This is a genomic window from Hymenobacter siberiensis (assembly GCF_018967865.2).
GTDB classification, from domain to species: domain Bacteria; phylum Bacteroidota; class Bacteroidia; order Cytophagales; family Hymenobacteraceae; genus Hymenobacter; species Hymenobacter siberiensis.
Genome location: NZ_JAHLZY020000001.1, coordinates 1,655,570 through 1,681,044, shown reverse-complemented (window position 1 = coordinate 1,681,044; position 25,475 = coordinate 1,655,570). Strand labels below are relative to the sequence as shown.

Sequence of the window (25,475 nt, the reverse complement as noted above, 5' to 3'; positions counted from 1 at the left end):
CGGAACGAGTTGGCTTCAGGTTACCCATAACGTGCCGACTTCGGCCGGGCAGACCGGTATTCTGCGCTCCGCCGTACCGTTCTTTGTTCCGTGCTCAACTTCTCATACAGCTCCCCCCTTATGTCTCGCCTGCTTCTCGCCTTTCTGCTGCTGGCCGCCGCTCCTGCCGCCCGGGCCCAAACCGCACCCCGCGCCCAGGATTCTGCTTTCGTCAGAGACAACTACACCAAGCTCGACCGCCAGCTTACCATGCGCGACGGCGTGAAGCTCTACACCATCATCTACGTGCCGAAAGATGCTTCCACGGCCACGCCTTACCCGTTTCTGATGACGCGCACGCCCTACTCGGCCGGGCCGTATGGGGAGCAGAAGTACCGCCCGCGCGGTCCTGGCCCCAGCCGGGAACTGTCGACCGAGAAGTACATTTTTGTGTATCAGGATGTGCGCGGGCGGTACATGAGCGAGGGCAAGTTTGAGGAAATGACCCCGGCTATACCGGCGGGCACCACTGCGCGCGGCAACACCGTGCGGCACGACGAAAGCACCGACACCTTCGACACCATCGAGTGGCTGCTGAAGAACGTGCCCAACAACAACGGCCGCGTGGGCATGATGGGCATCAGCTACCCCGGTTTCTACGCCTCGGCGGCGCTGCCCAACGCCCACCCGGCCCTGAAAGCCGTGTCGCCCCAGGCCCCGGTCACGGATGAGTTTATCGGCGATGATGCCCGGCACAAAGGCGCGTTTTTCCTGCTCGACAACTTCGAATTCACGAATTATTTCGACGTGCCGCGCCCCCAGCCGGTGGCGGAGTATAAGCCGCTATTCAAGTTTGAGACGAAAGACGCCTATAGGTTTTTTCTCGACCTCGGACCCATCAAAAACGCCAACGGCCCGAAGTATTTCAACAACCGCGCCCGCATCTGGAACGAGTACCAGCAGCACGAAACCTACGACGCCTACTGGCAAGCTCGCAACATTCGCACCGCCCTCACGGGCGTGAAACCGGCTGTGCTGGTGGTAGGCGGCTGGTTCGATGCCGAGGACTTATACGGCGCGCTGAACACCTACAAGGCCATCGAAAAGCAGAACCCCGGCGCTACCAACCGCCTCGTGATGGGCCCCTGGACCCACGGTGCCTGGGCCCGGCCCGACTGGAGCAAGTTCGGCCCGCTCAGCTTCGGCTCCAACACCGCCGATACCTTCCGCAAAACGCTGGAAACGCCATTTTTCAACTTCTACCTGAAAGACAAAGGCAGCTTTAATCCGGCTGAAGCCACAGTGTTCAACACCGGCACCAACGAGTGGAAAACCTACCCGGCCTGGCCGCCAGCGGCTACGGAGGGGAAGCTATATTTCAAGAAGGCTGGAGGGTTGGCTTTTGCTACCGAAACGGACCTTAAGAGCCAAGCTGAAGCCCGCCGCTTGAAGGACATGAAAATAACTCCTGCCTCAGAGTACACCCAATACCTTAGCGACCCGGCCAACCCCGTGCCCTACACCGACGGCATCCACGGCGAGCGCAACACCGAGTACATGATTGAGGACCAGCGCTTCGCTGCCAAGCGCCCCGACGTGCTCACCTTCCGAACCGAAACCCTGCCCGATGCCCTCACCCTGGCCGGCCCCCTCACCGCCGACCTGTGGGTGAGCACCTCCGGCACCGATGCCGACTTCGTCGTGAAAGTAATTGACGAGCAGCCCGATGGCACCCAGCGCCTGGTGCGCGCCGAGGTGATGCGCGGCCGCTTCCGCAACAGCTTCTCCCGGCCCGAAGCCTTCAAACCCAACCAGCCCACCAAGGTGAAATACGAGCTGCCCGACGTGCTCCACACCTTCGCCAAAGGCCACCGCATGATGGTGCAGGTGCAAAGCACCTGGTTCCCGCTCGTCGACCGCAACCCGCAAACCTTCGTGCCCATTGCCACGGCCGATGCGAAGGATTTTCAGAAAGCCACCATCCGGCTGTACCACGATGCGGGGCACCCCTCGGCCGTGCAGGTTTCGGTGCTGCCGTAGCTGTACCGTGGAGGCTGCGAGTCCGCGCGTCACTGGCGCGAGTTTAGCGTAGCGTAACTCGTGCCCGCCATGACGGGGAGGCTGGGCCTCCCCTGCCGCGCCAGCGGCAAGCCGGCCGCCCCGTTCCAGCGGGCCGTTCTATGGGAGACCCAGCCTCCCCCGAATAATAAGTCACGAGTTACGCTGCGCTAAACTCGCGCCAGCACACTGCCAGCCCCAACCTATCCAGCACTGCCTACGCCACCAGCCCGCGCATGAAGGCATCGGTATAGTCCGGAGCACAGTGCCGCACGTTGGGCAGGTGCGCGAACTCGGCTTCGGAGTGGGTAGTGGTGAGCACCACGGCCTGCATCCCGGCATTGTGGGCGGCTTCGGCCCCTTTGGGCACGTCTTCGAACACGATACAACTGGCGGGCGGCACGCCGAGCAGCTCGGCGCAGCGCAGGAAAACTTCGGGATTGGGCTTGCTCACTGTCACGTCATCGGCACTCACGATGGCTTGGAAGTAGTGCCGGATTTGGAGGTTATCGAGCACAAAATCAATATTGAACGGGATGGCAGCCGAGCCGATGGCCATGGGAATGCCCTGCTGATGGGCCTGCTCCAGCAGCTCCATCAGACCCGGCAGCAGCGCCAGGTGCGGCAGAAACTCACGCTGGTAGCGCCGCTCTTTTTCGAGCGAAACCCGGTCCATCTCCTCGCCCGTGAAGCGGTCGGGGCCGAACATGCGCACCAGCACTTCGCGGTTTTTGCCGTACATCTGGGGCTTCACCTCGTCCCAGCTGAAACGGCCGCCCAGGTCTTCGTTGAAGAGCTGCTGCCAGGCGCGGGTGTGGTACTCCATGTCGTGCACCATGGTGCCGTTGAGGTCGAAGATAAAGGCTTTCATAGGAGAATTTCGGGGTCTTTGATAGGCGCAAAGAACGGCACGCAATGCTATAAAAGCCGTCATACAGCGGGCACAATGACAGTCATGCAGCGCAGCATGACGGGCTGGAAGTTCCTTCTTCCTACAGATACACCCGAAACGAGGTGCCCTCGCCCACTTCGCTCTCTACTTCGATGCGCCCGCCGTTGCCCTGCGTAATGCAGTTGATGAGGTAGAGGCCCACGCCCGTACCCTCGGTGTGGGTGTGGAAGCGACGGAAGAGCTGAAACAGTTCATCCTGATGCCAATGCATATTGAAGCCCAATCCATTATCCTCTACTAGTGTTCTGCCAACTTAATTGCGATGCCAATTGTTAGTTATTTTTCATTTTACGCTCCCCTGATGGCTCGCCTCGCAAAACCGGTTTGTTTACCTGCCTCTGACGTATCTCGACTGCGGGCTATCGTCAAAAAAGGCACTCACAAGAGCCGCAAAATCACCCGGGCGCGGGCGCTGCTGTTGATGGGGGAGGGCCAAAGTGCGGCGCAGGTGCAAGCCAGCGCGGGCATTTCCGACAGCCAGTATCACCGTATCAAGCGGCGTTACCTGGCCGAAGGACTGGACAGGGCGCTGGAAGAGCGCCCCCGCAGCGGGCAACCCCGAAAGGTGACGGCCACCCTGGAGGCCCGTATTACAAGCTTGGCTTGCAGTGAGTTACCGACTGGCGCGGCCCGTTGGACCTTGTCCCTACTTAACGAAAAGCTGATTTCGCTCGACTGCATTGACAAGATTTCGAATGAATCGATTCGACAAGTTTTAAAAAAAGGAAACTCAAACCCTGGCTGAAACAAATGTGGTGCATTGGCACCATCACGGGCGAATACCTAGCCAACATGGAGGACGTGCTCGACGTGTACCAGCAACCGGCCGAAGCGGGCGTGGTGCGCCTGTGCTTCGATGAGCGCCCCTGCCAACTGCTCGACCAGGTGCTAACCCCGATACCATCCAACGCCACCGCCAAAGAACACCAGGAATACCTGCACAAAGACGTTTACAACGTCCTGTTGGCCTACAACATCGACACGGGCCAACGCTATTTGCAGGTCACGACGACCAAAACCAAGGCCGATTACGCGCAATTTATGGACTGGCTCGTGCAAACCCACTACCCCGACGCCCCCAAAATCAAGCTCATCCAGGACAACTACGCGACCCATTCCTACGGGGCTTTCTACGAACACCTGCCCTTGGATACGGCCCGCGACCTGCGCCACCGGCTCGAATTCCACTTCACCCCCAAGCACGGGTCTTGGCCCAACATGGCCGAAATCGAGTTTTCGGCCTTATCCCGCCAGTGCCTCGACCGCCGCATCGGCACCCAGCAACGTCTCGAAGAGGAAGCCCTCTGTTGGGAGGCTAAACGCAATGCGGCCGCCGTCAAAGTCAATTGGTCTTTCACGACCGAAAAAGCCCGGGATAAATTGAAAAACAGGTACGCAGAATTAACGAAAATAACCAGCAAAACTAAGTCGGTAGAACACTATTTCATTATCTACCAACGTATCGCCGCGTTGCGGCTCGATGCATTTGTTGTACCCGTCACGCAACAGGGCTTGCCCCGCACTACTCTACCCTACTATTTTTAGTAATTGATTTTTAGCAAGTTGCCTCGTAATCCAGTTCAGTAGCGTTTCAACCAAGCGGGCCAATGGGTCCTCGGGCAGGGTCAGCGGGCGGGCGAGTTGGCGGAGCAGATTGAGGCCGTGGCGGCTCAGGCTGGCGGCCCGGTAGCCGTGGTTTTTGCGGGCAATGGGCTGGCGGCCGCCGTGGGCGGCCGCGCCCACGCCCAGACAAAACGCGTAGGCCAGGCTGACCAGGGCCACGAGCTTGCGCAGCTTTTGGAAACAGCGCAAGTGGGTGGCTTCCAGGTTAAAGCCCCGCCCTTTCAGATTTTGAAAGCATTGCTCAATCGTCCAGCGCTTGGCATAGAGTTGCTCGAGGTGGTTCAGACCGGCCGTGGCAAACAGGAAGACAAACGCGTCCGCCGCCACGGCCTTGACCCAGACCTGCCCCCAGACTCCGTCGACCTGCACGTGGGCGAAGCGGCGCACCTGCCCCGGCACCAGGCCCAGGTCGGCCACGGCCTGCCGCCGGCCGTCGGCGTGGGTCAGGCAGTGGTGCTTGGGCAGGCGCATGACAAAATTAAGCCCATTGTCTTTGAGCCACTTGAACCACGCATGGCCGACAAATTCCCGGTCGCCCACGACCAGGCCGATGCGGTCTTTGCCCAGCAAGGCCAGGCACTTTTCGAGCACCGCGATGCGGTCGGCGGCGTTGGAGTTGCCGCTGCGGTTGTCGAGCAGGTGCCAATAAAGGGGCACGTGGACCTCGCCCGTGCCGACGGTGACGAGCAGGATGTTCACTTGGCACTGGCCGAAGTCCCACTCCGTGCGGTCGAGGCATAAGCGCAGCTTGCCCTGCGCAGGCAACAAACTCAGTAAAATCCTGGCCACCAGTACGTAATTGAGGTCTACTTCGCGGAAAAAGTCCTGAATGCGCGTTTCGTTCGAGGCGGGCTTGGCCGCGTCATTGAGGTGCTGGGCCACCTCGCCGAATTGCACGTTGCGGCTCTTTATCAGGCCAAGAATAAACTGGCCCACAAACTTTTGGCGGGACAAGTGGCCCACAAACGGGGCCTGCTGCAAAAGCGTCGTAATTTTAGCGGCGAAGTGTTGCTTCACGGGGCAGAACGGGTTTTTGGTGGTGTCGTAACCCCAAAGGTCGGGCTGCCCCGTTTTTGTACCTGAAAAATAGTAGGGTAGAGTAGCCCCGCACCATACTGCGTTTTGCAAACCACTTCGTGATGAGTATAACGGCGTCAGTCTTAAAGGAAATCCCAACGGGAAAATACTGCGGCCATTTCAGCTGCGCTGAGCACGCACCCTTGCCTATCAGGACGTTAGGATTTTTCGTTGGTCGTTGCCACATTTAACTCCCGACCCTTTCCACGCCATGAAAAACTGCCTGCATCTCGCCTGAGTACGCCCCCGGCTCCGACCAGCGGCACCCTCACCTCCGTCTTCAGCACGCCCCCCCTACCCCCGCTATGCTTCCGGCACTTTCAGCTTCACGGGCAAAGCCGCCATCTCTTCGGACAGCAAAACCATCACCGGCACATTCAGCGACGTGAGTTACTGACTGCTGCTTCGCAGCAGACTGTAGTCGTGCAGGAGTAAGCGTACGGAATCGAGAACGTCATGCTGAGCGCAGTCGAAGCATGACCACCTTTTTTGGCTACGGTTACTTTTGCGTGACTACTTACTAGCGGGTTCTCGGTAGCGCTCCACGAAAAAGCCCCCGTTGCGATTCCGCAGCGGGGGCTTTTTCGTGAGATTTACTTTTCAGCCTACTTCAGCTCGTCGCCAATCACGGCCACGGCTTCGGCCAGGGCGGGGTCTTTGCGCAGGGGCTTGAGGAAGCGGGCGAGGCGCTTGGCGGCCGTGGAGTCGGATGCCGGGCGGGCATCGGCGGGCAGGGCGGCCACGTCGAGCACGGCTAGGGCATTCTGGGCGGCCGTTTGCTGCTTGTTGATGGCCCGAGCCTCCACCTGCTGGGTGCGGTAAGCGGCCAGGTTCAGCGACAGCATGGTTTGCTTCTGGCGGGCGGTGGCGCGCTGGGCGGCCTCGGTAATGAGCTTGAAGCCGGGGCTGGCGGCCACGCGGGCGGCGCTGTTGGCCTTCAGCGTGGCCAGGGCCGGCAGGGTATTGGTAGGCTGAAACGCGGCGGGCGCAATCTCATCCCAGGGCAGCGGGTATTCCGATTCCTGCTCGCCCTTGGCGAAGGAAGCCAGGGCATCGGGCACCGTAATGTCGGGCGTCACGCCCTTAAACTGGGTCGAGCCGCCATTCACGCGGTAGAATTTCTGGATGGTGAGCTTGAGCGAGCCCAGGGGCTTGAGGCCGCTGGCCTGCGCGTTCACGGCATTGTCCAGGTCAAATACCTGCTGCACCGTGCCTTTGCCATAGGTAGTGCTGCCCAAGATGATGGCGCGTTGGTAGTCCTGCATGGCGGCCGCCAGAATCTCGGAAGCCGAGGCGCTGTACTTGTTCACCAGCACCACCAGTGGGCCGGCATACTGCACGGCGGGGTCGGTATCGGCCACGGGCTGGGCCGGGCCACGGCTGGTTTTCACCTGCACCATGGGGCCGGTGGGCACAAACAGGCCGCCCATGTCCACGGCGTCGCGCAGCGAGCCGCCGCCGTTGTAGCGCAGGTCGAGCACCACGCCGGCCACGTTTTCCTTGCTGAGCTTGGCCAGCTCAGCCTTCACGTCGGCGGCGCTGCTGCGGCCGCCCTTGCCGCTGAAATCGGCGTAGAAACCGGGCAGGTTGAGGTAGCCATACGTGCGGCCGCCCTGCTTGATGAGGGCCGACTGGGCGTAGGTTTCCTCAATTACCACCACATCCCGGATGATAGGGATGACCTGGGTAGCCCCGTCGGGCTTGCGCACCGTGAGGCGCACCTCCGTGCCCTTCGGCCCGCGAATGAGCTTCACGGCCTTATCGAAGCGCATGCCTTCCACGCTCACGGGCTCGGCGGCCCCCTGCGCCACGCGTAGGATGAGGTCGCCCACTTTCAGCTCGCCCTGCCGCGACGAAGCCGAGCCGGCCACGATGTCGACCACTTTCAGCTTGCCGCCGTCTTCCTGCAACTGCGCGCCCGTGCCCTCCAGACGGCCGCTCATAGTGATGTCGAAGTTTTCGCGGGCAATGGGTGCGAAATAGTCCGTGTGCGGGTCGTAGCTGTTGGCAATGGCCTCGGCGAAGACGGCCAGGCGGTCGTTAGCATCGGTTTGCAGCTGGTCGATAAATACGTCGTCGTAGTATTTCAGCACGCGCTTGCGGGCCTCGGCCTCCATCTCGGCGGGCGTGCGGGTTTTGTCGGTGGTGGTGGCTGGCGAGGCACCAACTTTGTTGGCAGCCAGTGGTTTGTCCTTCTTCTTGGCCTCCTCGTCCATCATTTCCGAGAGGCGGGCCAGGGTCTGGTACTTCAGCATCTTGCGCCACTGCTCGCGCTGCTCGGCGGCATTGGCGGCGTAGGTGGCCTTGGTGGGGTCGGTTTCCCAGCTTTCCTGCACCGAAAAATCGAAGGGCTGGGCCAGCAGCTGGCGGTAAAGCACCTGAATCTCGGGCATGCGCTTGGCCAGCAGCTGGCTCGTAGCATCCAGAAACTCGTGGCTGCCGCCGCGTATCTCATCGTCAATTTTGGTTTTGAACTGGCTGAGCTGGGCCACTTCCGGCACCAGCAGCAGCTGCTTGTTCACATCTATGCGCTTGATATACAAGTCGTACACACGTTGCGAAAACTGGTCGTCAATCTTTTCGGGCTGGTAATGAAGCTGGTTCAGGCCCTGCATCATCACGCCGAGCACTACCTGGTCACGCGTCGGTGTGCCCTGGTACACGGAATAGGAAGCCAGCCCCAGCAGGGCCAGCACGGAGGTGGAATATAATCCCAGTTTGAAGCGGGGGAATTGCATGCGAAAAGGGCTGATGAAGAAAGGAAAGTGGGTTTGGCCGGGGCCGATACCTGCGCCCTGACGGGCCAAAGGGTAAAGATGCTGCTTCCCTAACCAGAATCGCACCAATAATTGCTCCCAAAGTCGAAAAAGAACCGACAAAGGTTGCGAAATGCGGACGCGGAACGGATTGCTGGACGGATTGCTGGCGCGCGTCTGCGACGCATGCCGGCAGCAGTGCGGAAGCCCTCAGAAGCTCAGCGTGAGCTGCCGGCCGGCCCCCTCCTGCGCATTGCTCAGGTTGGAGAGCGTGACGCCCAGCAGCCGCACGCCCTTTTCCAGCGGAAACAGCCCTTCCACCAGCTCGCGGCAAATGCGGGCCAGCACCTCCGGCCCTGGCACCAGGCCCACGCCGCTGCGGCTGCGCGTGATTTGCTGGAAGTCGCCGAATTTCACCTTCAGCGTCACCGTCCGGCCCCGGATGCCGCTGCGCTGGCAATACTCCCACACGTCTTCTAACAGCGGCTGCAGAGCCTCCAGCAGGTCGGCAAATTCGTGCAAATCCTGCCCAAAAGTGGTTTCCGAGCCCATAGATTTGCGCAGGCGGTCGGCCACCACGGGCCGCTCGTCCTCGCCCCGCGCAATGGCAAAGTAGTAGCGCCCCACCTTGCCAAAGCACTGATGCAGAAAGGCCACCGTCTGCGCCCGCAAGTCGGCCCCGGTGAAGATGCCCAGCTCGTTCATGCGGGCCGCCGTCACGGGGCCCACGCCGTGGAACTGGCCCACCGCCAGCCCTGCCACAAAGGCTAACCCCTGCGCGGGCCGCACCACAAACTGCCCATTGGGCTTGCGGTAGTCGGAGGCCAGCTTGGCCAGAAATTTATTATACGAAATACCCGCCGAGGCCGTGAGCCCGGTTTCGGCCAGAATTTTGGCCCGGATTTCCCGCGCAATCTGGGTAGCCGAATCCATCTGCTTTAGGTTGAGCGTCACATCGAGGTAGGCCTCGTCGAGCGACACGGGCTCAATCAATGGCGTGTACTCGGCGAAGATGGCCCGAATCTGCCGCGACACTTCCTTATACGCCGCGAAGCGCGGCGGCACGAACACCAGTTCCGGGCATTTGCGCAGCGCCGTGGCGCTCGGCATGGCCGAGCGCACCCCAAATTGCCGGGCCTCGTAGCTGGCCGCCGCTACCACGCACCGCTCCCGCGCACCGCCCACCGCCACGGGCCGGCCGCGCAGCTCGGGGTGGTCGCGCTGCTCCACCGAAGCATAAAATGCATCCATATCCAAATGAATAATTTTGCGAATAGAGCTGGCAGTCACTATTTTTACTGTTTATTCCAACAAAAAATAAAAGGGCGGCTGCGGAAGGCGGAATCTTTGTTTCCAGCGAGTATGTCGGGTTTCCAATTGGGGAAATATTATTCCCTTAAAAGATATTTGCCTGATTATCAAAATTTAACAATAAAATAATCTTAAAAATTTATATTTTTATTAATAATTATTTTACCTACTTTTGAATTATTGAACCTTGTGGGGTGGCGGAACTGGCAGACGCGCTAGCCTATCTCGCTAGTAAAATTAGAGGTTCGAGTCCTCTCTCTACAGCAACAATCCCGGTCGCAGCAACGGCCGGGATTTTTTGCGTCTGGGGGTTTTTCTCATGATGCCCAACCGCAGGCGTACCCCGCCGTGGCCAGCCAAAAGATGCAGCCCGGCCACAACGCCGCAGCCTGCGCCACCCAACCGTCTGCCGGCCCCGCAACCGCCAACACAATTGCTTCGTGCGACTCATCGGCACATCCGAAAGTGCCTTCTTGTACGCCTTGCGCTTACCCTAGGCGGTCTGACCGGTTGAAGTGAGCACGATTCTGCCCGGACGACTACCGGTCGGACCGGCGCAACCTCCCCAGGCGGTCTGACTGGTTGAAGTGAGCACGATTCCGCCCGGACGACTACCGGTCTGACCGCCTAGGGCGGTCAGACCGGCGCAATGACTCCGGATTTGGGTATGGACAAGTTCTGGTAGGCCTGGCCGCTACTTTTTTCGCTTGTTTTTTAAGCGCATGGCGGCCGGGCTGATTAGGGACCAGCGCGGCACCTGCCAGCCCAGCCCTCGGGTCTCGACGTGTGCTGTAGGTGTATCAGCAATTACTGAAAATGCTTTACAAGCCAGCCAGTCGCTTTTTTCACCCCAACAGCTTCGGTACAGGCGGCTACATTTGCCTGGGCGGCCGGGCGGCCAGGCAATGCAAAAGCCCTTGGGCTGTCGCTTACGCACACGGCTGCATTCCCGGCCCTGCCACCCTCATCCTTAGCCCTTCCACCATGCTTGCCAAACTCCCACCCCTGCTGCTGCTTTCCGTGCTTGGCCTCAATGCCAACGCTCAGCAAATCAAGACAAAACCAGTCGCTACCCGGCCCGCACCGGCCACCTACTCGGCGGCTGGCAAGACGGCCCACGTATTTGCTACCGTGCAGGGTACCAGCCAGCGCCTGGCGGCCGGCGGCAACCTCAGCTTTGCGCCCGCCGCCCAGCCCCTGGAAACCCAGGTCTGCGTGTTTGTCGACCCCGGCCACTCGTTCCAAACCATGCTCGGCATCGGCGGGGCGCTCACCGATGCCTCAGCCGAAACCTTCGCCAAGCTGCCCAAACCCCAGCAGCAGGAGTTTCTCAACGCGTATTACAGCCCCACGAGTGGCATCGGTTACACGCTGGGGCGCACCAGCATTCACAGCTCCGACTTTTCGAGCGGCAGCTACACCTACGTGGCCGACAAGGACGAGGCGCTGAAAACCTTTAGCGTGCAGCATGATGAGCAGTTTCGCATCCCCTTCATCAAGCAGGTGATGGCGGCGGCCGGCGGTAAACTGACCTTATTTGTGAGTCCCTGGAGCCCGCCCGGCTGGATGAAAACCAACGGCGAAATGCTGCACGGCGGCAAGCTCCTGCCCCAATACCGCCAGGCCTGGGCCGATTACTACGTGAAGTTCATCAAGACCTACGAGCAGCTGGGCATCCCCATCTGGGGCCTCACGGTGCAGAACGAGCCCATGGCCACCCAGAAGTGGGAGTCGTGCATTTTTACCGGCGAGGACGAGCGGGATTTCATCAAGGGCTACCTCGGCCCCACGCTGGCCAAAGGCGGACTGGGTTCGAAAAAGCTCATTGCCTGGGACCACAACCGCGACCTGCTGTTTCAGCGCGCCAGCACCGTGCTCAACGACCCCGAGGCCGCCAAATACGTGTGGGGCATCGGCTACCACTGGTACGAAACCTGGACCGGCAGCAGCATGCTGTTTGAGAACGAGCGGCGCGTGAAAGAGGCTTTCCCCAACACCAACCTGATTTTCACGGAAGGCTGCCAGGAGAAATTCGACCTGGCCAAAGTCGATGACTGGGCGCTGGGCGAGAAGTATGGCCACTCGCTGATTGGCGACTTCAACGCCGGCACCGTGGGCTGGACCGACTGGAACGTGCTGCTGGACGAAACCGGCGGGCCGAACCACGTCGGCAACTTCTGCTTTGCCCCGGTCATTGCCGACACCAGAACCGGCAAGCTCATCTACACCAACGCCTACTACTATATCGGCCACTTCTCGAAGTTCATCCGCCCCGGCGCGAAGCGCATCAGCGCATCGTCTAACCGCGACACCCTGCAAACCACCGCCTACCGCAACCCCGATGGCAGCGTAGCCGTGGTGGTGATGAACCAGACCGACAAGCCCGAGGCATTCCAGCTCTGGATGCACGGCCAAGGCACCAATACCACGGCCGCCGCGCACTCCATTATGACGCTGGTGGTTAATTAGAACGGTGCTGCTTGCTTAAAGCCCTGGCGGTCATGCTGAGCGCAGTCGAAGCATCTCTACCGTAATAGTAAATGATTACTACTGCGGTAGAGATGCTTCGACTGCGCTCAGCATGACCGTTTTATTTATCATTCAATATGCCTTTCCCCAAACGCCTCCCCGTAGCCCTCCTGCTTGCTGCCGCACTAGCCGCCGCGCCCGCCCGCGCCCAGCAGCCCGCCGACGCGGCCACCACTAAAAAAGCCGACGACGAAGCCTACCATCAGCGGCAGGAATACCTGCTGCATAACGACTGGCCCAACCTCCAGCGCTATGCGGCGGCCAACCAGCGCCTGCCCGCGCCCACGCCCGGCCGGCCCCGCGTGGTCATCATCGGCAATTCCATCACCGAGGGTTGGGTGAAGCAGGATTCGGCCTTTTTCAAGGGTAAAACGTACGACTACGTGGGCCGGGGCATCAGCGGCCAGGCCACGGGCCAGACAGTGGTGCGCTTCCGGGCCGATGTGATTGACCTGCACCCGGCCGTGGTCGTCATCCTGGTGGGCACCAACGATGTGGCCGAAAATAACGGCCCCTACAACCCGCAAACCACGATGAACAACATCATGACGATGACCGAGCTGGCCCAGGCCCACGGCCTACGGGTGGTGCTGGGCGCGGTGGCGCCGGCTTCGGACTTCTGGTGGCGCAAGGGCCTGGAGCCGGCCCCCAAAATCCTGGCCCTTAACCAGCAAATCAAAGCCTACGCCGGCCAGCGCTACCTCCTGTACTACGACCTTCACACCGCCCTGAAAGACGACCTGAACGGCCTGAAAAAAGCCTACGGCGAAGACGGGGTGCACCCCAACCTGGCCGGCTACCGCGTGATGGAGCCCCTGCTCGACCAAGCCGTAGCCGCTGCCCTGAAGCAGAAATAACCGCTTGGCCGCCCCTGCGCCCGTGCCGCCCGGCCGCTCTCAGCGGCTAGGCGGCACGGGCTTTTTGCGCCCGGCCGGCTTCTTCTTTTTGGCTTTGGGTCGGGCTTTTTTGCGGCGGGGTGGCAGGCGCTCGCGCTCGGCCTTGCGCTCAGCCCGCATGAGCAGGCGTTCGGGCAGGCGGGCAATGAGGCGCTCGCGCACGAACTGCGCCAGGCTGGAAAGCGGCACCAGCTGCGTGGTGCGCAGAAAATTGCTCACTTCGCGGCTCCGCAGCGTACTCACGCCCGTGAGGCCCCGCGCTAGCAAAAACTGCTTCACTTCTTCCAATAGCAGGAGCTTGGCCAGCGGCGCACGCTCCACGGTGGCGTTGTAGCCGGCGGCGCGGTGCGGATGCAGCCCCTCGGCCGAAGCTACCAACACGCCCACCCACGCGGGCAGCAGCGGCAGCAGCTTGGGCAGGTGCTTTGCGGTCACAATGAAGGTGACAAAGTCGTAGACCTCGCCGTAGCAGCGCAGCTGGTTGGCCACCCGTTGCAGGGTGTCGCCGTCGCCCTTCACCTCGTAGCCGTGCATGAAGTGCTCGGTGATGTGCACCACATCGGCGCGGGTGGTGCCGGTGGGCAGCTCATCGATGCGTACGCCGCCCACCAGCAGCGGGTAGAGCAGGACGCGAATTTCCGGGTCGTTCATGGCAACCCCAAAAGTAGCTTCCCGGCGGAGAGCAGCTTCGAATTAAATGTATTATTATAATTAATATTTATAATGTTTATTATGAATAAATTTTGTTATTTTTGTTTAGCCATGAAATAGTTGCATAAGATTGACAATCAGCATACTCCAGCAGCCGCGTGCGCGGGCAAGGCAGGGTGTTGCGTGGCAGCTGGGCCACGTGCGATTCTAAAAAGTATTTCCGAACAATTGTCACATTATGAAAAATACTGTAAACGAATCAGTTAGCTACTGCTTCACCCGCGAAACCATTGCCCGCCTCGGTACCCGGCTCGATGAAGCCGCGCCCAGCGTTGAGTATGCGTTACGCCAGGCGTTGCACCTGGTGCTGAACGAGTTGTCGGACCGGGTGGGGCACGGACTCACGCCCGAGGGCCTGCTGGAGCTGGTCCGCGAAGCCGACTCGGCCCAGGTGCTCCAGCCGCTGGCCGACCTACACCCGGCCGCCCGCTACGAGCGGGGCGTGAACCTGCTCCTCGACCTGCTGGACGGTGCCTACCGCAGCACCGTGAGCCGCATTGCCGCCGGGGCAGCCATCCGGCCATCGGCCAGCGACACGCTCCTGCAAATAGCCGCCACGGCCGTGCTGGGCGTGCTGGGCCACGCCGCCACCGAGAAAAGCCTGTCGCCCACCGACTTCGTTTATTGGCTGCACACCGAGAAAGCGGCCATTGCCACGGCCATGCTGCCGGCTTCGGAACCTGGCCTCGTACCGCCCCTGCCCCCTGAGCTGAGCCTGCGCTACCAGCCCGTACAACCTGTGCAGCTGGCCCCCACCCCCGCCGCCTGGGCAGAGCCAAACCCGGAAACCGCAGACGGCTGGGCTATTTCGCCGTATTGGCAGTGGGGCGGGCTGCTGCTGCTGGCCGTGTGCCTGGGCTACTTCTTTGGTCATAGCACCCCGCGCCAGGACCAGCCACTGGTGGCAACCAACCTGGTGGCAGAAACAAACCCGCAATCTCCACCCGCCGCATCTACGGCAGCCGATATTCCCCTCTCCGAAACGGCCCCGGCCGAGGCCCCCGGCCCGACCCCCGAAGCCGCAGCCATGGCAGTCTCGCCCGCGCCCGCCCTGGGGAGCCGGCTCGTGGAGCCCCTGCCCAGCCGTGCCCCGGCCAGTGGGGCCTACCGGCTGGCCACGGCCCGCCCGGCGGCCGGCGGCAACGAGCCCAACGGCCGCTACGACCAGGACCGGGACACCTACATCTACGACACCGGCCGGCCCATTGTGCTGACGCTGGCCGACGGCACCACCCAGAAAGTGGGGGCCAACTCGACCGAAAACCGGCTTTACACCTTCCTTTCGTCGCCCGCCTTCCAGGTCGATTCGGTGAACCGGACCAAGGGCTGGATTAATCTCGACCGCATCAACTTCGAAACCGGCAAGGCCCAGCTCACGCCCGAGTCGGCGCTGCAGCTGGGCAACATTGCCAGCATTCTCACCACGTTTCCGCAGTCTGTGGTGAAAATAGGTGGCTATACCGACAGCACCGGCGAGGCCCTGGTGAACTACCAGCTCAGCGAAGACCGCGCCCGCGCGGCCATGCTCACGCTGGCCAGCATGGGCGTGAGCGCCGACCGCCTGCAAGCCAAGGGCTACGGCCCCAAATACTTCGTGCGGCCCAACAACACCCCCGCCAACCGCGCCCTGAACCGGCGCGTCAGTATTCGGGTGCTGCGCAAGTAGGCCCCCTTGGGCCCTGCCGGAGGGGGCTTACACCCGGGCGTGCCGCTCCTGCTGGCAGGCGCGCAGCCAGGCTTCGGCCTGGGCCACGTCCTGAAAAAGCTCCAGCGGGCCGCCCGCCCCGTGGTCGAAATGCACGGTGAGAATATCGGACAGCGAGTCGGCCTGCACTACATGGGCTACGTAGCGCAGGCACATGGCGGTGGCTTGCGGCATCCACACGCGCTCCAGCCACTCAATGGAGTCAAACCACGGCCCCATCAGCGCCACGTTGTAGTTGAGCAGGCAGGGGTTGCGAAGCCCTTGCAGGATGTGCAGGTAGTTGTCGGCCCTGCGCAGGGCTTCCTGCATGTCGACGAAGCCGCGCCAGGTAGCCCGCAGCCAGCCGCCGGGCTCTTGCGAGAGGGCGCACCGACTGCCATCGGCATCGGGAAGAAAGCTCAGAATTATGGCAGAAGTAAGTAGTTAGTGGCTAAGCTATTCAGGGAATAAAAGCCCTTAAATGTAGCGTCGTTTTAGCTACTTACGGCGCTTTTGGATTCTTAATGCAGTTGATATGCAGGAGTCTTTCGGCACGGCCCCGGTTAAGGTCAACCATTGAAAAACTGTTGGAATTGATTTAGTTGAAGCTGCGTACGCGGTACCCTTACGGCGGCCGGGCCGGGCGTTTTCGGCCGGTGCCGGCCGTGGTGAAATGCGCCAGGGCCAACCGTCGCCATCTGGCACCGGCTGCAGTAGCGCAAACGATGGGCGGGGGTGGTATTTCGCCCCTCATACAGTACCTTGGCAGTATGCCGGCCCTGCCGTGGGGCAGCCCGCCGGCAGTTCGGTTGCCTCAATTTTTCGTCCTGCATGTCCCGAAAAAAGGTTCTTTTTCTCATCGGCTCGCCCAACCAGACCACGCAGATGCACCAGATTGCGCAGCTGCTGGCCAACGAGTTTGAGCCCTACTTCAGCCAGCTCTACTACGATGGCTGGCAGCGGCCCTTCTACAAATTCCTACTCTGGAGCGGCGGGCTAGACAAAACCATCGTCACCGGAAAAATAAAAGCCAAGGCCGATAAGTACTTGGCTGAGCATGACTTGCGAAATGACTTCGAGGCCCGGGTATACGGCAACAGCTACGACCTCATCGTGTGCTGTTCCGACGTGGTGGTGCCCTGGCCGCTGATGCGCCGCACCAAAACCATTTTCGTGCAGGAAGGAATGACCGACCCGCTCAACTATTGGGCGCGGCTGGTGAAGCGCTTCACCCGCTACCCCATACTGGCCATTGGCACGGCCCTGAATGGCATGAATAATTGCTGCGACATCTACTGCGTGGCGTCGGCAGGCTATCAGCAGCACTTTGAGCGTGTGGGCGTGGATGCTGACAAGCTCATCGTGACGGGCATTCCCAATTTCGACCACATCGAGCAGGTGCGGCACAACAACTTCCCGCACCACGGCTACGTGCTGGTGGCCACCTCCGACCTGCGCGAAACCTTCACGCCCGAAAACCGCCCCAAGTTCATCCGCGAGTGCGTTCGCATTGCGGCCGGCCGGCCGTTGGCCTTCAAGCTGCACCCCAACGAGGAGTTGCCCCGCGCCGTGGACGAAATCAACGCCAATGCCCCGGCCGGCACCATGATTTTCACCGAAGGCAATACCGACCATATGATTGCCAACTGCGTGGAGCTCATCACCCAGTACTCGACTGTCGTGTACGTGGGCCTGGCCCTGGGCAAGCCCGTACACTCCTACTTCGACGTGGACGACCTGCGCCGCAAGCTGCCCTGGCAGAACGACGGTACCTCGGCCCAGCGCATCGCGACCATTTGCCGAGTTTTTAGCCACTTCGAGGGCAGCGGGCCGGCCTTTCTGCGGCAGCTCGATGCCGGGGCCTTTGCCGCACCACCGGCCGCCAATGGTTCATTGGCCGTTCATTAATCCATTTTTTTATTTATTTAAGCCTCAGGCTGCTACCTGATTTTTGGCTGATTTCACCTGACTTTTTAGAGTATTCACGTTGAAGGGGCGACTACCCGTTAGCTGACTTTGCTGCCTATGTCCGTTCCCAAGATTCTGACCGTTATGCAGGCCCGCATGGGCTCATCGCGCCTGCCGGGCAAGGTGCTGCTGCCGCTGGCCGGCCAGCCCCTGCTGGTGCGCATGGTGGAGCGGGTGCAACGCGCCCACCTGGCCGGCACCGTGGTAGTAGCCACCACCACGGAGGCCGCCGACGACGCCATTGCCGCGCTGTGCGCCACCCACGGCCTCGAATATTTCCGGGGCGATGCCCTCGATTTGCTCGACCGCCACTACCAGGCCGCCCGCCACTACCAGGCCGATGTGGTGCTGAAAATCCCGTCCGACTGCCCGCTCATCGACCCGGCCGTGATTGACGAAGTAGTGGGTTTCTACCTGCACTTTGCCGACCGCTACGACTTTGTGAGCAACCTGCACCCCGCTACTTTCCCCGATGGCAATGATGTAGAAGTGATGCCCATCGCCGCGCTGGAAACCGCCTGGCGCGAGGCCCAACGGCCCTTGGAGCGCGAGCACACCACGCCCTTTTTCTGGGAAAACACCGACCGGTTCCGGCTGGCCAATGTGAAGTGGGATACGGGTCAGGACTTCTCAATGAGCCACCGCTGGACCATCGACTACCCGGAAGACTACAATTTCATAAAGGCCGTTTATGACGCGCTGTACCCGACCAACCCAACCTTTGGCCTTGATGATATTCTGCAGTTGCTGAATAAGCGCCCGGATATTGCTCAACTCAACGCTCACCTGGCCGGCGTGAATTGGTACCGCAACCATTTGACAGAGCTGAAAACCGTGGACGCCTCGCAAACCCGAAAAATCTAGTGCCTGGTGCCTGGTGCTTGGCTTTCAAACGCTGATAACCAGGCACCAAGCACCAGCAACCAAGCATCAACCCCTCATGACGTCTGAAAAACAACAGAAACTAGAAGCCCTGGCCCTGCGTGTGCGCGAGCACATCGTGCGCCTGAGCACCGATGGCGGCTGCTTCACCGGCGCGTCGCTGAGCTGCGCCGACCTGCTGGTGTATCTCTACGCCGACTGCCTGAACGTGCGGCCCGACAACCTCACCGACCCTACCCGCGACTACCTGTTCCTGAGCAAGGGCCACGATGTGCCCGCCCTCTATGGCACTTTCGTAGAGCTCGGCTTCATCGACAAAGCCCGCCTCGACCAGCACCTGAGCACCGACGACCACATTTACTGGCACCCCAACCGCAATGTGCCGGGCGTGGAATTCCACTCGGGCTCGCTGGGCCACCTGCCCAGCGTAGCCCTGGGCGTGGCGATGGACTGCCGCATGCGCGGCCAGGACAACAAAGTCATCGTCATCACCGGCGATGGCGAGCTGAACGAGGGCACCGTCTGGGAAAGCCTACTGGTGGCCAGCGCCCACAAAGTCAATAACCTGACCCTGGTGGTCGACCGCAACCACTTCCAAGCCAACGTGGCCACCGAAGACCTGATTCCGCTGGAGCCGCTGGCCCCCAAGTTCGAAGCCTTCGGCTGCGAAGTGCGGCGCATCGACGGGCACGATTTCGCGCAGCTGGAAGAAGCGTTTGCTGCCCTCCCCTTCTCCGATACCAAGCCCTCAGTCATCATCTGCGACACGGTGCGCGGGCGCGGCCTGCCCAGCATTGAGGCCCGGGCCGACCGCTGGTTCTGCAACTTCTCTTCGGAGGAAGTGACAGAGCTGCTGAAGGAGCTGCACACCCAGGAAGCCACCCGCCTGACCAGCGAAACGTTAACTGTGCGGTAAGCTTTAGCTTGCCGTCTTTTCGCCTTCCATCGAACCAACCCATTTACGGCAAGCTAAAACTTGCCGCACGATGACCATGACCTACGAAGAGCTAATTAAAGAAACCGCCCTCGCCGATGAGCGCATCGTGGTGATGACCGCCGAAAACCGCGCCCTCATCCGCAACCTCCCGGCCGTGCTCGGCCCGCGCTTCATCGATACGGGCATCACCGAGCAAACCCTTATTGGCGCGGCCGCCGGCCTGGCCCTGCGCGGCCGCGTGCCGATTCTGCACGCGCTGGCCACCTTCCTCACGCTACGGGCCTTTGAGTTCATCCGCACCGATGTGGGCATCGGCCAGCTGCCGGTGAAACTAAGCGGCTTCGTGCCCGGCTTCCTTTCCGACGGCAACGGCCCCACCCACCAGGCCATTGAGGACGTGAGTTTGATGCGCGGCATCCCCGGCATGACGGTTTTTGCCCCCGCCGACGAGGCCGACATGCTGGCCATGCTGCCCGCCATCTGGGCCTCGCCCGCGCCGGCCTACGTGCGCATCAACACCCGCCCCGCCACCTATGAGCACACCCCTTTCGAGATGGGCAAGGCCGAAATCGTGGCCGAGGGCACCGACATCACCATCCTCACCTACGGCATGCTCTTCGAACAAACGCTGGTGGCACGCGAGCTGCTGATGCAGCAGAGTAAGTCGGTGGGCCTGATTAACCTGCGCAGCCTCAAGCCCATCGATGAGGAAGCGCTGCTGGCCGTGGCACGGCGCGGCGGCCTCCTAGTAACGGTGGAGGACCATTTTGTAACCGGCGGCCTCTTTTCCATTCTGGCCGAAGTGCTGCTGCGCCACCAGCTCACGGCCCGCGTACTGCCGCTGGCGCTGGAGGAGCGCTGGTACCGCCCCGGCCGCCTGAGCGCGGTGCTGGAGTACGAAGGCTTCACCGGCCACCACATTGCCCGGCGTATTACGGAGCATCTGGGCGAGTCGGGCGCGAGTATTGCCGCCGGCCCGGCCGTGCTGGAAAACCAGTTTGCCGAGTAGCTTCAGCTGCTCCGCCCAGGCGTCAACCTCACCCCCTGACCCCCTCTCCAAAAAAGAGGGGGCACCGGATTTGCCTTTATAAAGCGTATTAATCGCAGATGCTAAACCCAGCACATGAATCGTCCTCACGAGCCGGTGCTCCCTCTTTTTTGGAGAGGGGGGCAGGGGGTGAGGTTGACGCCTGGGCGGAGCGGCTGGAGTACTTCGCTAACCCCACTTAACAACAACCCACCCCATGCCAAACACCGTTTCCTCCAACGAAAACTACCCCGACATCACCAAATCGGATGAGCTGTACGCTCGGGCGCAGAAAATCATGACGCCGGTGACGCAGACCCTCGCCAAAGGCCCCGGCCAGTACACCAAAGGCGTGAGCCCCAAGTACGTGAAGCGCGCCAAAGGCTCCCATATCTGGGACGTGGACGGCAACGAGTACCTTGATTTTCAGATGGGTATCGGCCCCATTTCGCTGGGCTATGCTTACGAGCGGGTTGATAATGCCATCCGGGCCCAGCTCGAAGACGGCATCACCTTCTCGATGATGCACGAGCTGGAAGTGGAGCTCTCGGAGCTGATTCATGAGATTATCCCGAACGCCGAGAGCATCCGCATCAGCAAGACCGGCGCGGATGTGTGCTCGGCGGCGGTACGCGTGGCCCGGGCCTTCACCGGCCGCGACAAGGTGCTGTGCTGTGGCTACCACGGCTGGCACGACTGGTACATCGGCACCACCAGCCGCGACAAGGGCATCCCGCAGGAAACCAAGGACCTGACCGCTGCTTTTGAGTACAACAACATCGACTCACTCAAAGCCCTGCTCGATGAAAACGTGGCCTGCGTGATTCTGGAGCCGTTTATTTTCGATGCGCCCAAGGACAACTTCCTCCACGAAGTGGAACGACTCTGCAAGGAAAACGGCACGCTGCTCATCTTCGATGAGATGTGGACCGGCTTCCGGGTGGCCGTGGGCGGCGCGCAGGAGTATTTCGGCATCACGCCCGATTTGGCGGTGTATTCCAAGGCATTTGCCAACGGCATGCCCATTGCCCTGCTCACCGGCCGGCGCGATGTGATGGAGCTATTTGAGCAGGATGTCTTCTTCTTCACCACCTTTGGCGGCGAGGCGCTGAGCATGGCCGCCGCCGTGGCGACCATCGCCGAGATGCGCGAAAAGAACGTGCCCGCCCGCCTCGCCGAGCAGGGCAAAAAACTCAAGGATGGCTACAACGAAATCGCCGCAGAGCTGGGCCTGACCAGCTACACGAAATGCTACGGCTACGACTGCCGCAGCATCGTGACCTTCGACCCCTCGGCTGGCAACGGCATGGAGCTGAAGGCCTTCATGCAGCAGGAGCTATTCAAGCGCGGCATCATGTGGGGCGGCTTCCACAACATGTGCTTCTCGCACTCGGATGAGGACGTGGCCTATACACTGGCCACCTACCGCGAGGTGCTGCCGCTGCTGAAGGAAGCCATCGAAGCCGGCGACGTAGCCGCGCGCCTGCTGGGCGAGCCGGTGGAAGCTGTGTTCCGCAAAGTGACCAATGCTGCGCCGGCGAAGGCGAAGTAAGACAGAACGTTGTAAAAAGTACGTCATGCTGAGCGCAACCAAAGCCTCTCGCGTGTGGTAGCAACTCAGATTGCACGGATTAGTTGTGGTACGCGAGTCGATTCGGCTGCGCTCAGCATGACGTTCAATATTTTACCCTACTTTTCTCCCCCTTTGAACCTCTTCTCCCTCACCAGTAAAACTGCCATCGTCACCGGGGCCTGCGGGCTCATCGGCCAGAAGCACTGCGCCGCATTGGCCGAGGCCGGGGCCAATGTGGTAGTAGCCGACCTGAATGCCGAAGCCGCTACCGCTGTGGCCTTCGGGTTGGGCGGCGGCCCGCACCTGGGCCTGGCCGTTGACGTGACCAGCCCGGAGTCGTTGGCTGCCGCGCGCGACCAGATTCTGGCGCACTTCGGCCACATTGATGTGCTGGTGAACAATGCCGCCATCAACGACATGTTTGAGAACCCCGCGCTGGCGGCCGATTTGAGCAAGTTTGAAAACTTCCCGCTGGCCACTTTCCAGAAAGTGCTGGAGGTGAACGTGACGGGCGTGTTTCTGGCGGCGCAGGTGTTCGGCACCCCCATGGCGCAGCAGGGCCACGGCTCCATCATCAACGTGGCCAGCACTTATGGCATGGTTGGCCCCGACCAGAGCATCTACCGCAACGAGGCCGGCGAACAGACGTTTTACAAGTCGCCCTCCTACCCCATGACCAAGGGCGCGGTGGTAAATTTCACCCGCTACCTGGCGGCCTACTGGGGCGCGGCCGGCGTGCGCGTGAACACGCTTTCGCCCGGCGGCGTGGAAAATAGCCAGGACGAGTTTTTCATCAAACAATACAGTGCCAAAACCCCGCTGGGCCGCATGGCCACGCCCACCGACTACCAGGGCGCGGTCGTATTTCTGGCTTCGGATGCCTCGGCCTATATGACCGGAGCCAACCTGGTCGTGGATGGCGGCTGGACGGCCATCTAAGCAGTTAAAAGTTAAAATACGGTAGGTTCCCTTTTACCTTTTAACTCTCAACTTTTAACTATTTCCCTCCTACCCTCAGACCCTTGTACCCTCATACCCTAGACCTATGCAAGCTATTGAAATCCGTAAAAACCGGTTTATCGGCGCGGGCCACCCGGCCTACATCATTGCCGAAATCGGCATCAACCACAACGGCTCCCTCGACCTGGCCAAGCAACTGATTTCGGAAGCCGCCAAGGCCGGTTGCGATGCCGTAAAATTTCAGAAGCGTACGCCCGAGCTGTGCGTGCCCAAAGACCAGTGGGAAAAGCAGCGCGACACCCCCTGGGGCCGGATGAGCTACATCGACTACAAGCGCAAAACCGAGTTCAGCCAGGCCGAATACACCGCCATCGACGACTATTGCCGCGCCCTGGGCATCGACTGGTTTGCCTCGTGCTGGGATGAGCCGTCGGTGGATTTCATGGAGCAGTTTGCGCCCGTGCTCTATAAAATGGCCTCCGCCTCCCTCACCGACAAGCCCCTGCTCGACCGCGTGCGCGCCACCGGCCGCCCGCTGATGCTGAGCACCGGCATGAGCACCATGGACGAAATCCACCAGGCCGTGAAATGGGTGGGGCTAGATAAGCTGATGATTGCGCACTCCACCTCCTCCTACCCCTGCCCGCCCGCCGAGCTGAACTTACGCATGGTGCCCGTACTGCAAGGCATGTTCCCGGCCACGCCCATCGGCTACTCGGGCCACGAAACCGGCCTGGCTACCACCGTAGCCGCTGTTGCGCTGGGAGCCGCCTTCGTGGAGCGCCACTTCACCCTCGACCGCGCCATGTGGGGCTCCGACCACGCCGCCTCGGTGGAGCCGGGCGGCATGGCCAAGCTCGTGCGCGACATCCGCGACGTGGAGGAAGGCCTCGGCGATGGCGTGAAGCGCGTGTACGACTCCGAGCTGGAGCCCCGCGCCCGCCTGCGCCGCGAGCTGACGCCGAACCAGGAGTAGGGCGTTTCGGTTGAACTGCTGAACGAAAATAGCAGAACGTCATGCAGAGCGCAGCGAAGCATCTTTACCGCAATAGTAATTTAGCTTACTGCTGCGGTAAAGATGCTTCGCTGCGCTCTGCATGACGTTGGATGGTATGACGTTCTTTTAATAACCCAGAATCCTCCACACCATGCATCACGTCGAACTCATCACCACGGCCATTCTGCTCGTTTGGGTGGCCATCGTGATTACACTGGAGCGTATCATCCCGTACCGCAAGGGCCTGCCGTTTTTCCGCGAGGGCTTCTGGACCGACCTCGTGCTCTACACCTTCGTGCAGAGCTTCGCCCTGAAAATCATCATTTTCGACTACATCATTCTGCCGCTCGACCAGCATTTTGGGTTCTCGAAGCTGCATTTTGTGACGGGCTGGCCCATCTGGGCGCAGGTGCTGTTTTTCGTGGTTACCCACGATTTCTACATCTACTGGTTTCATCGGTTTCAGCACAGCAGCCCGCTGTTCTGGCGCACCCACGAGGCGCACCACTCCGGCAAGCAGGTCGACTGGCTGGCCGGTTCCCGCTCGCACGCCCTGGAAATTATTATCAACCAGACCATTGAGTTTGCCCCCATTATTCTGCTGGGAGCCGACCCCATGGTGGTGCCCATCAAGGCCTGCATCGATGCCGTGTGGGGCATCTGGATTCACTGCAACATTGATGTGCGCTCGGGCCGCCTGCAATACGTCATCAACGGCCCCGAGATGCACCTCTGGCACCACGCCGACCACGAGGAAGTATTCTACGCCAACTTTTCGACCAAATTTGCTTTCTGGGACTGGATTTTTGGCACTGCCTACCGCCCCGACCACAAGCCCCTGAAATGGGGCCTGCCCTACGCTTTCCCGAAGGATTATTTCAGCCAGCACGTCTTTTCCGTGGCCCGCTTCGATGAAGACGAGTTAGCCCGGCGCTCGCCGTTGTTTCGCGCCTACCACGGCGTGCGGCTGCGGGTGTTAAAGCGCCTGACCGACCGCGTGCCGGCCCTGCGCCCGCTGCACGGCTGGCCCGTGCCCGAGGCTTATTCCGAAACCATTCCCGCGCAGCGGCCAGGCGGTAATTTCGGCCAAAATCCGGCCCCGGCCGCTTCATCTCATCCGCCCACCACGGCCGCCTCGTCTCGTTGATTAATCCCTGGTTTTCCCTGTTTCTGGCTTCCTTCATGGAAGTTTGCTGGACGTATAGCCTCAAGGCACTGAGCATGCAGCGCATCAAGGAGATAGCCTGGGCGCACAGCCTGGGCCAGCCGGCGCTGCTGCTACCAGTGCTGCCGCTGCTGGCCTACGTAGGCTTTGGGCTGGCCAACGTCATTTTCCTCTCGCAGGCCATGCGCAGCATTCCCACGGCCACCGCCTACTCGGCCTGGATGGCGCTGGCCGTGGTCGGCATCAAACTGGTGGATTTGCTCTACCTCAAACAGCCGTTTTCCTGGCTGAGCGTTTTTTACACCAGCCTCATTATCATTGGCGTACTGGGCCTGCGGCGAATAGAATAGCCTTCTGCCACCAGCCCCGCCAAAGGACGATTTGCGCCCG

At 61.0% G+C, this 25,475-nt stretch carries 21 protein-coding genes, 1 tRNA gene and 1 pseudogene; 16 read left to right on the top strand and 7 right to left on the bottom strand.

The genetic code is table 11. The annotated features are described in order from the left end of the window. Positions 1-120 precede the first annotated feature (120 nt). Positions 121-2,019, top strand: a complete 1,899-nt coding sequence (locus tag KQ659_RS07495) for a CocE/NonD family hydrolase (protein WP_216689353.1) — start codon at positions 121-123, stop codon at positions 2,017-2,019. 235 nt (positions 2,020-2,254) lie between these two features. Here the strand turns inward: KQ659_RS07495 and KQ659_RS07490 are convergent, their stop codons facing one another. Further along, a complete protein-coding gene (locus KQ659_RS07490) occupies positions 2,255-2,908 on the bottom strand; it encodes an HAD family hydrolase (protein WP_216727542.1) in 654 nt (217 codons plus the stop codon). A gap of 121 nt (positions 2,909-3,029) precedes the next feature. Then, positions 3,030-3,215: pseudogene (locus KQ659_RS07485) on the bottom strand (ATP-binding protein); the annotation flags it as partial. Positions 3,216-3,290: 75 nt separating this feature from the next. Here KQ659_RS07485 and KQ659_RS07480 point away from each other — a divergent pair. Next, positions 3,291-3,734 carry a helix-turn-helix domain-containing protein gene (locus tag KQ659_RS07480; RefSeq protein WP_216689356.1) on the top strand — a complete coding sequence of 148 codons (444 nt, stop codon included), beginning with the start codon at positions 3,291-3,293 and terminating at the stop codon, positions 3,732-3,734. Between the two features lie 5 nt (positions 3,735-3,739). Next, positions 3,740-4,534 (top strand): transposase, encoded by a 795-nt coding sequence (locus KQ659_RS07475; protein WP_216689357.1) that lies wholly within the window; start codon positions 3,740-3,742, stop codon positions 4,532-4,534. Here KQ659_RS07475 and KQ659_RS07470 read toward each other — a convergent pair. From KQ659_RS07470 to dinB, 3 genes are all read right to left on the bottom strand, one after another. Continuing rightward, on the bottom strand, positions 4,517-5,629 hold the full coding sequence (locus KQ659_RS07470) for an IS4 family transposase (protein ID WP_216688119.1): 1,113 nt from the start codon (positions 5,627-5,629) through the stop codon (positions 4,517-4,519). The genes KQ659_RS07475 and KQ659_RS07470 overlap by 18 nt on opposite strands. A 665-nt stretch (positions 5,630-6,294) precedes the next feature. After that, positions 6,295-8,427 (bottom strand): carboxy terminal-processing peptidase, encoded by a 2,133-nt coding sequence (locus KQ659_RS07465; protein ID WP_216689358.1) that lies wholly within the window; start codon positions 8,425-8,427, stop codon positions 6,295-6,297. A 228-nt stretch (positions 8,428-8,655) separates the two neighbouring features. Next, positions 8,656-9,696, bottom strand: coding sequence for a DNA polymerase IV (gene dinB / locus KQ659_RS07460; RefSeq protein WP_408610775.1), 1,041 nt, complete (start codon positions 9,694-9,696; stop codon positions 8,656-8,658). 248 nt (positions 9,697-9,944) lie between these two features. Here dinB and KQ659_RS07455 point away from each other — a divergent pair. From KQ659_RS07455 to KQ659_RS07445, 3 genes are all read left to right on the top strand, one after another. Further along, positions 9,945-10,020, top strand: a tRNA-Asp gene (locus KQ659_RS07455). A 720-nt stretch (positions 10,021-10,740) separates the two neighbouring features. Further along, positions 10,741-12,225, top strand: a complete 1,485-nt coding sequence (locus KQ659_RS07450; protein ID WP_216689360.1) for a glycoside hydrolase family 30 protein — start codon at positions 10,741-10,743, stop codon at positions 12,223-12,225. A 137-nt stretch (positions 12,226-12,362) separates the two neighbouring features. After that, positions 12,363-13,142, top strand: a complete 780-nt coding sequence (locus KQ659_RS07445) for a GDSL-type esterase/lipase family protein (RefSeq protein WP_216689361.1) — start codon at positions 12,363-12,365, stop codon at positions 13,140-13,142. Between the two features lie 39 nt (positions 13,143-13,181). Here KQ659_RS07445 and KQ659_RS07440 read toward each other — a convergent pair whose 3' ends face one another. After that, positions 13,182-13,832: a sce7726 family protein gene (locus KQ659_RS07440; RefSeq protein WP_216689362.1), complete on the bottom strand. Its 651-nt coding sequence runs from the start codon at positions 13,830-13,832 to the stop codon at positions 13,182-13,184. Between the two features lie 238 nt (positions 13,833-14,070). Here KQ659_RS07440 and KQ659_RS07435 point away from each other — a divergent pair, with 238 nt between their 5' ends. After that, a complete protein-coding gene (locus KQ659_RS07435; protein WP_216689363.1) occupies positions 14,071-15,558 on the top strand; it encodes an OmpA family protein in 1,488 nt (495 codons plus the stop codon). Positions 15,559-15,585: 27 nt separating this feature from the next. Here the strand turns inward: KQ659_RS07435 and KQ659_RS07430 are convergent, their stop codons facing one another. Continuing rightward, positions 15,586-15,906, bottom strand: coding sequence for a hypothetical protein (locus tag KQ659_RS07430; RefSeq protein WP_216689364.1), 321 nt, complete (start codon positions 15,904-15,906; stop codon positions 15,586-15,588). 501 nt (positions 15,907-16,407) lie between these two features. On the opposite strand from KQ659_RS07430, the gene KQ659_RS07425 reads away from it, so the two are divergent. From KQ659_RS07425 to KQ659_RS07385, 9 genes are all read left to right on the top strand, one after another. Continuing rightward, complete coding sequence (locus KQ659_RS07425) at positions 16,408-17,484, top strand: hypothetical protein (protein WP_216689365.1); 1,077 nt, start codon at positions 16,408-16,410, stop codon at positions 17,482-17,484. A gap of 117 nt (positions 17,485-17,601) precedes the next feature. Then, positions 17,602-18,408 carry a cytidylyltransferase domain-containing protein gene (locus KQ659_RS07420; RefSeq protein ID WP_216689366.1) on the top strand — a complete coding sequence of 269 codons (807 nt, stop codon included), beginning with the start codon at positions 17,602-17,604 and terminating at the stop codon, positions 18,406-18,408. Positions 18,409-18,484: 76 nt separating this feature from the next. After that, entirely contained in the window at positions 18,485-19,342 is an 858-nt protein-coding gene (locus KQ659_RS07415; RefSeq protein WP_216689367.1) for a transketolase, read from the top strand. Between the two features lie 70 nt (positions 19,343-19,412). Next, positions 19,413-20,372, top strand: coding sequence for a transketolase family protein (locus KQ659_RS07410; protein WP_226915615.1), 960 nt, complete (start codon positions 19,413-19,415; stop codon positions 20,370-20,372). A gap of 235 nt (positions 20,373-20,607) precedes the next feature. Further along, entirely contained in the window at positions 20,608-21,942 is a 1,335-nt protein-coding gene (locus tag KQ659_RS07405) for an aminotransferase class III-fold pyridoxal phosphate-dependent enzyme (protein ID WP_216689368.1), read from the top strand. 153 nt (positions 21,943-22,095) lie between these two features. Next, positions 22,096-22,902 carry an SDR family oxidoreductase gene (locus tag KQ659_RS07400; protein ID WP_226915616.1) on the top strand — a complete coding sequence of 269 codons (807 nt, stop codon included), beginning with the start codon at positions 22,096-22,098 and terminating at the stop codon, positions 22,900-22,902. Positions 22,903-23,008: 106 nt separating this feature from the next. Beyond that, on the top strand, positions 23,009-23,899 hold the full coding sequence (locus KQ659_RS07395) for an N-acetylneuraminate synthase family protein (RefSeq protein WP_216689370.1): 891 nt from the start codon (positions 23,009-23,011) through the stop codon (positions 23,897-23,899). Positions 23,900-24,071: 172 nt separating this feature from the next. Beyond that, complete coding sequence (locus KQ659_RS07390; protein WP_216689371.1) at positions 24,072-25,067, top strand: sterol desaturase family protein; 996 nt, start codon at positions 24,072-24,074, stop codon at positions 25,065-25,067. Positions 25,068-25,102: 35 nt separating this feature from the next. Continuing rightward, on the top strand, positions 25,103-25,435 hold the full coding sequence (locus KQ659_RS07385) for a DMT family transporter (RefSeq protein WP_216689372.1): 333 nt from the start codon (positions 25,103-25,105) through the stop codon (positions 25,433-25,435). Positions 25,436-25,475 lie beyond the last annotated feature (40 nt).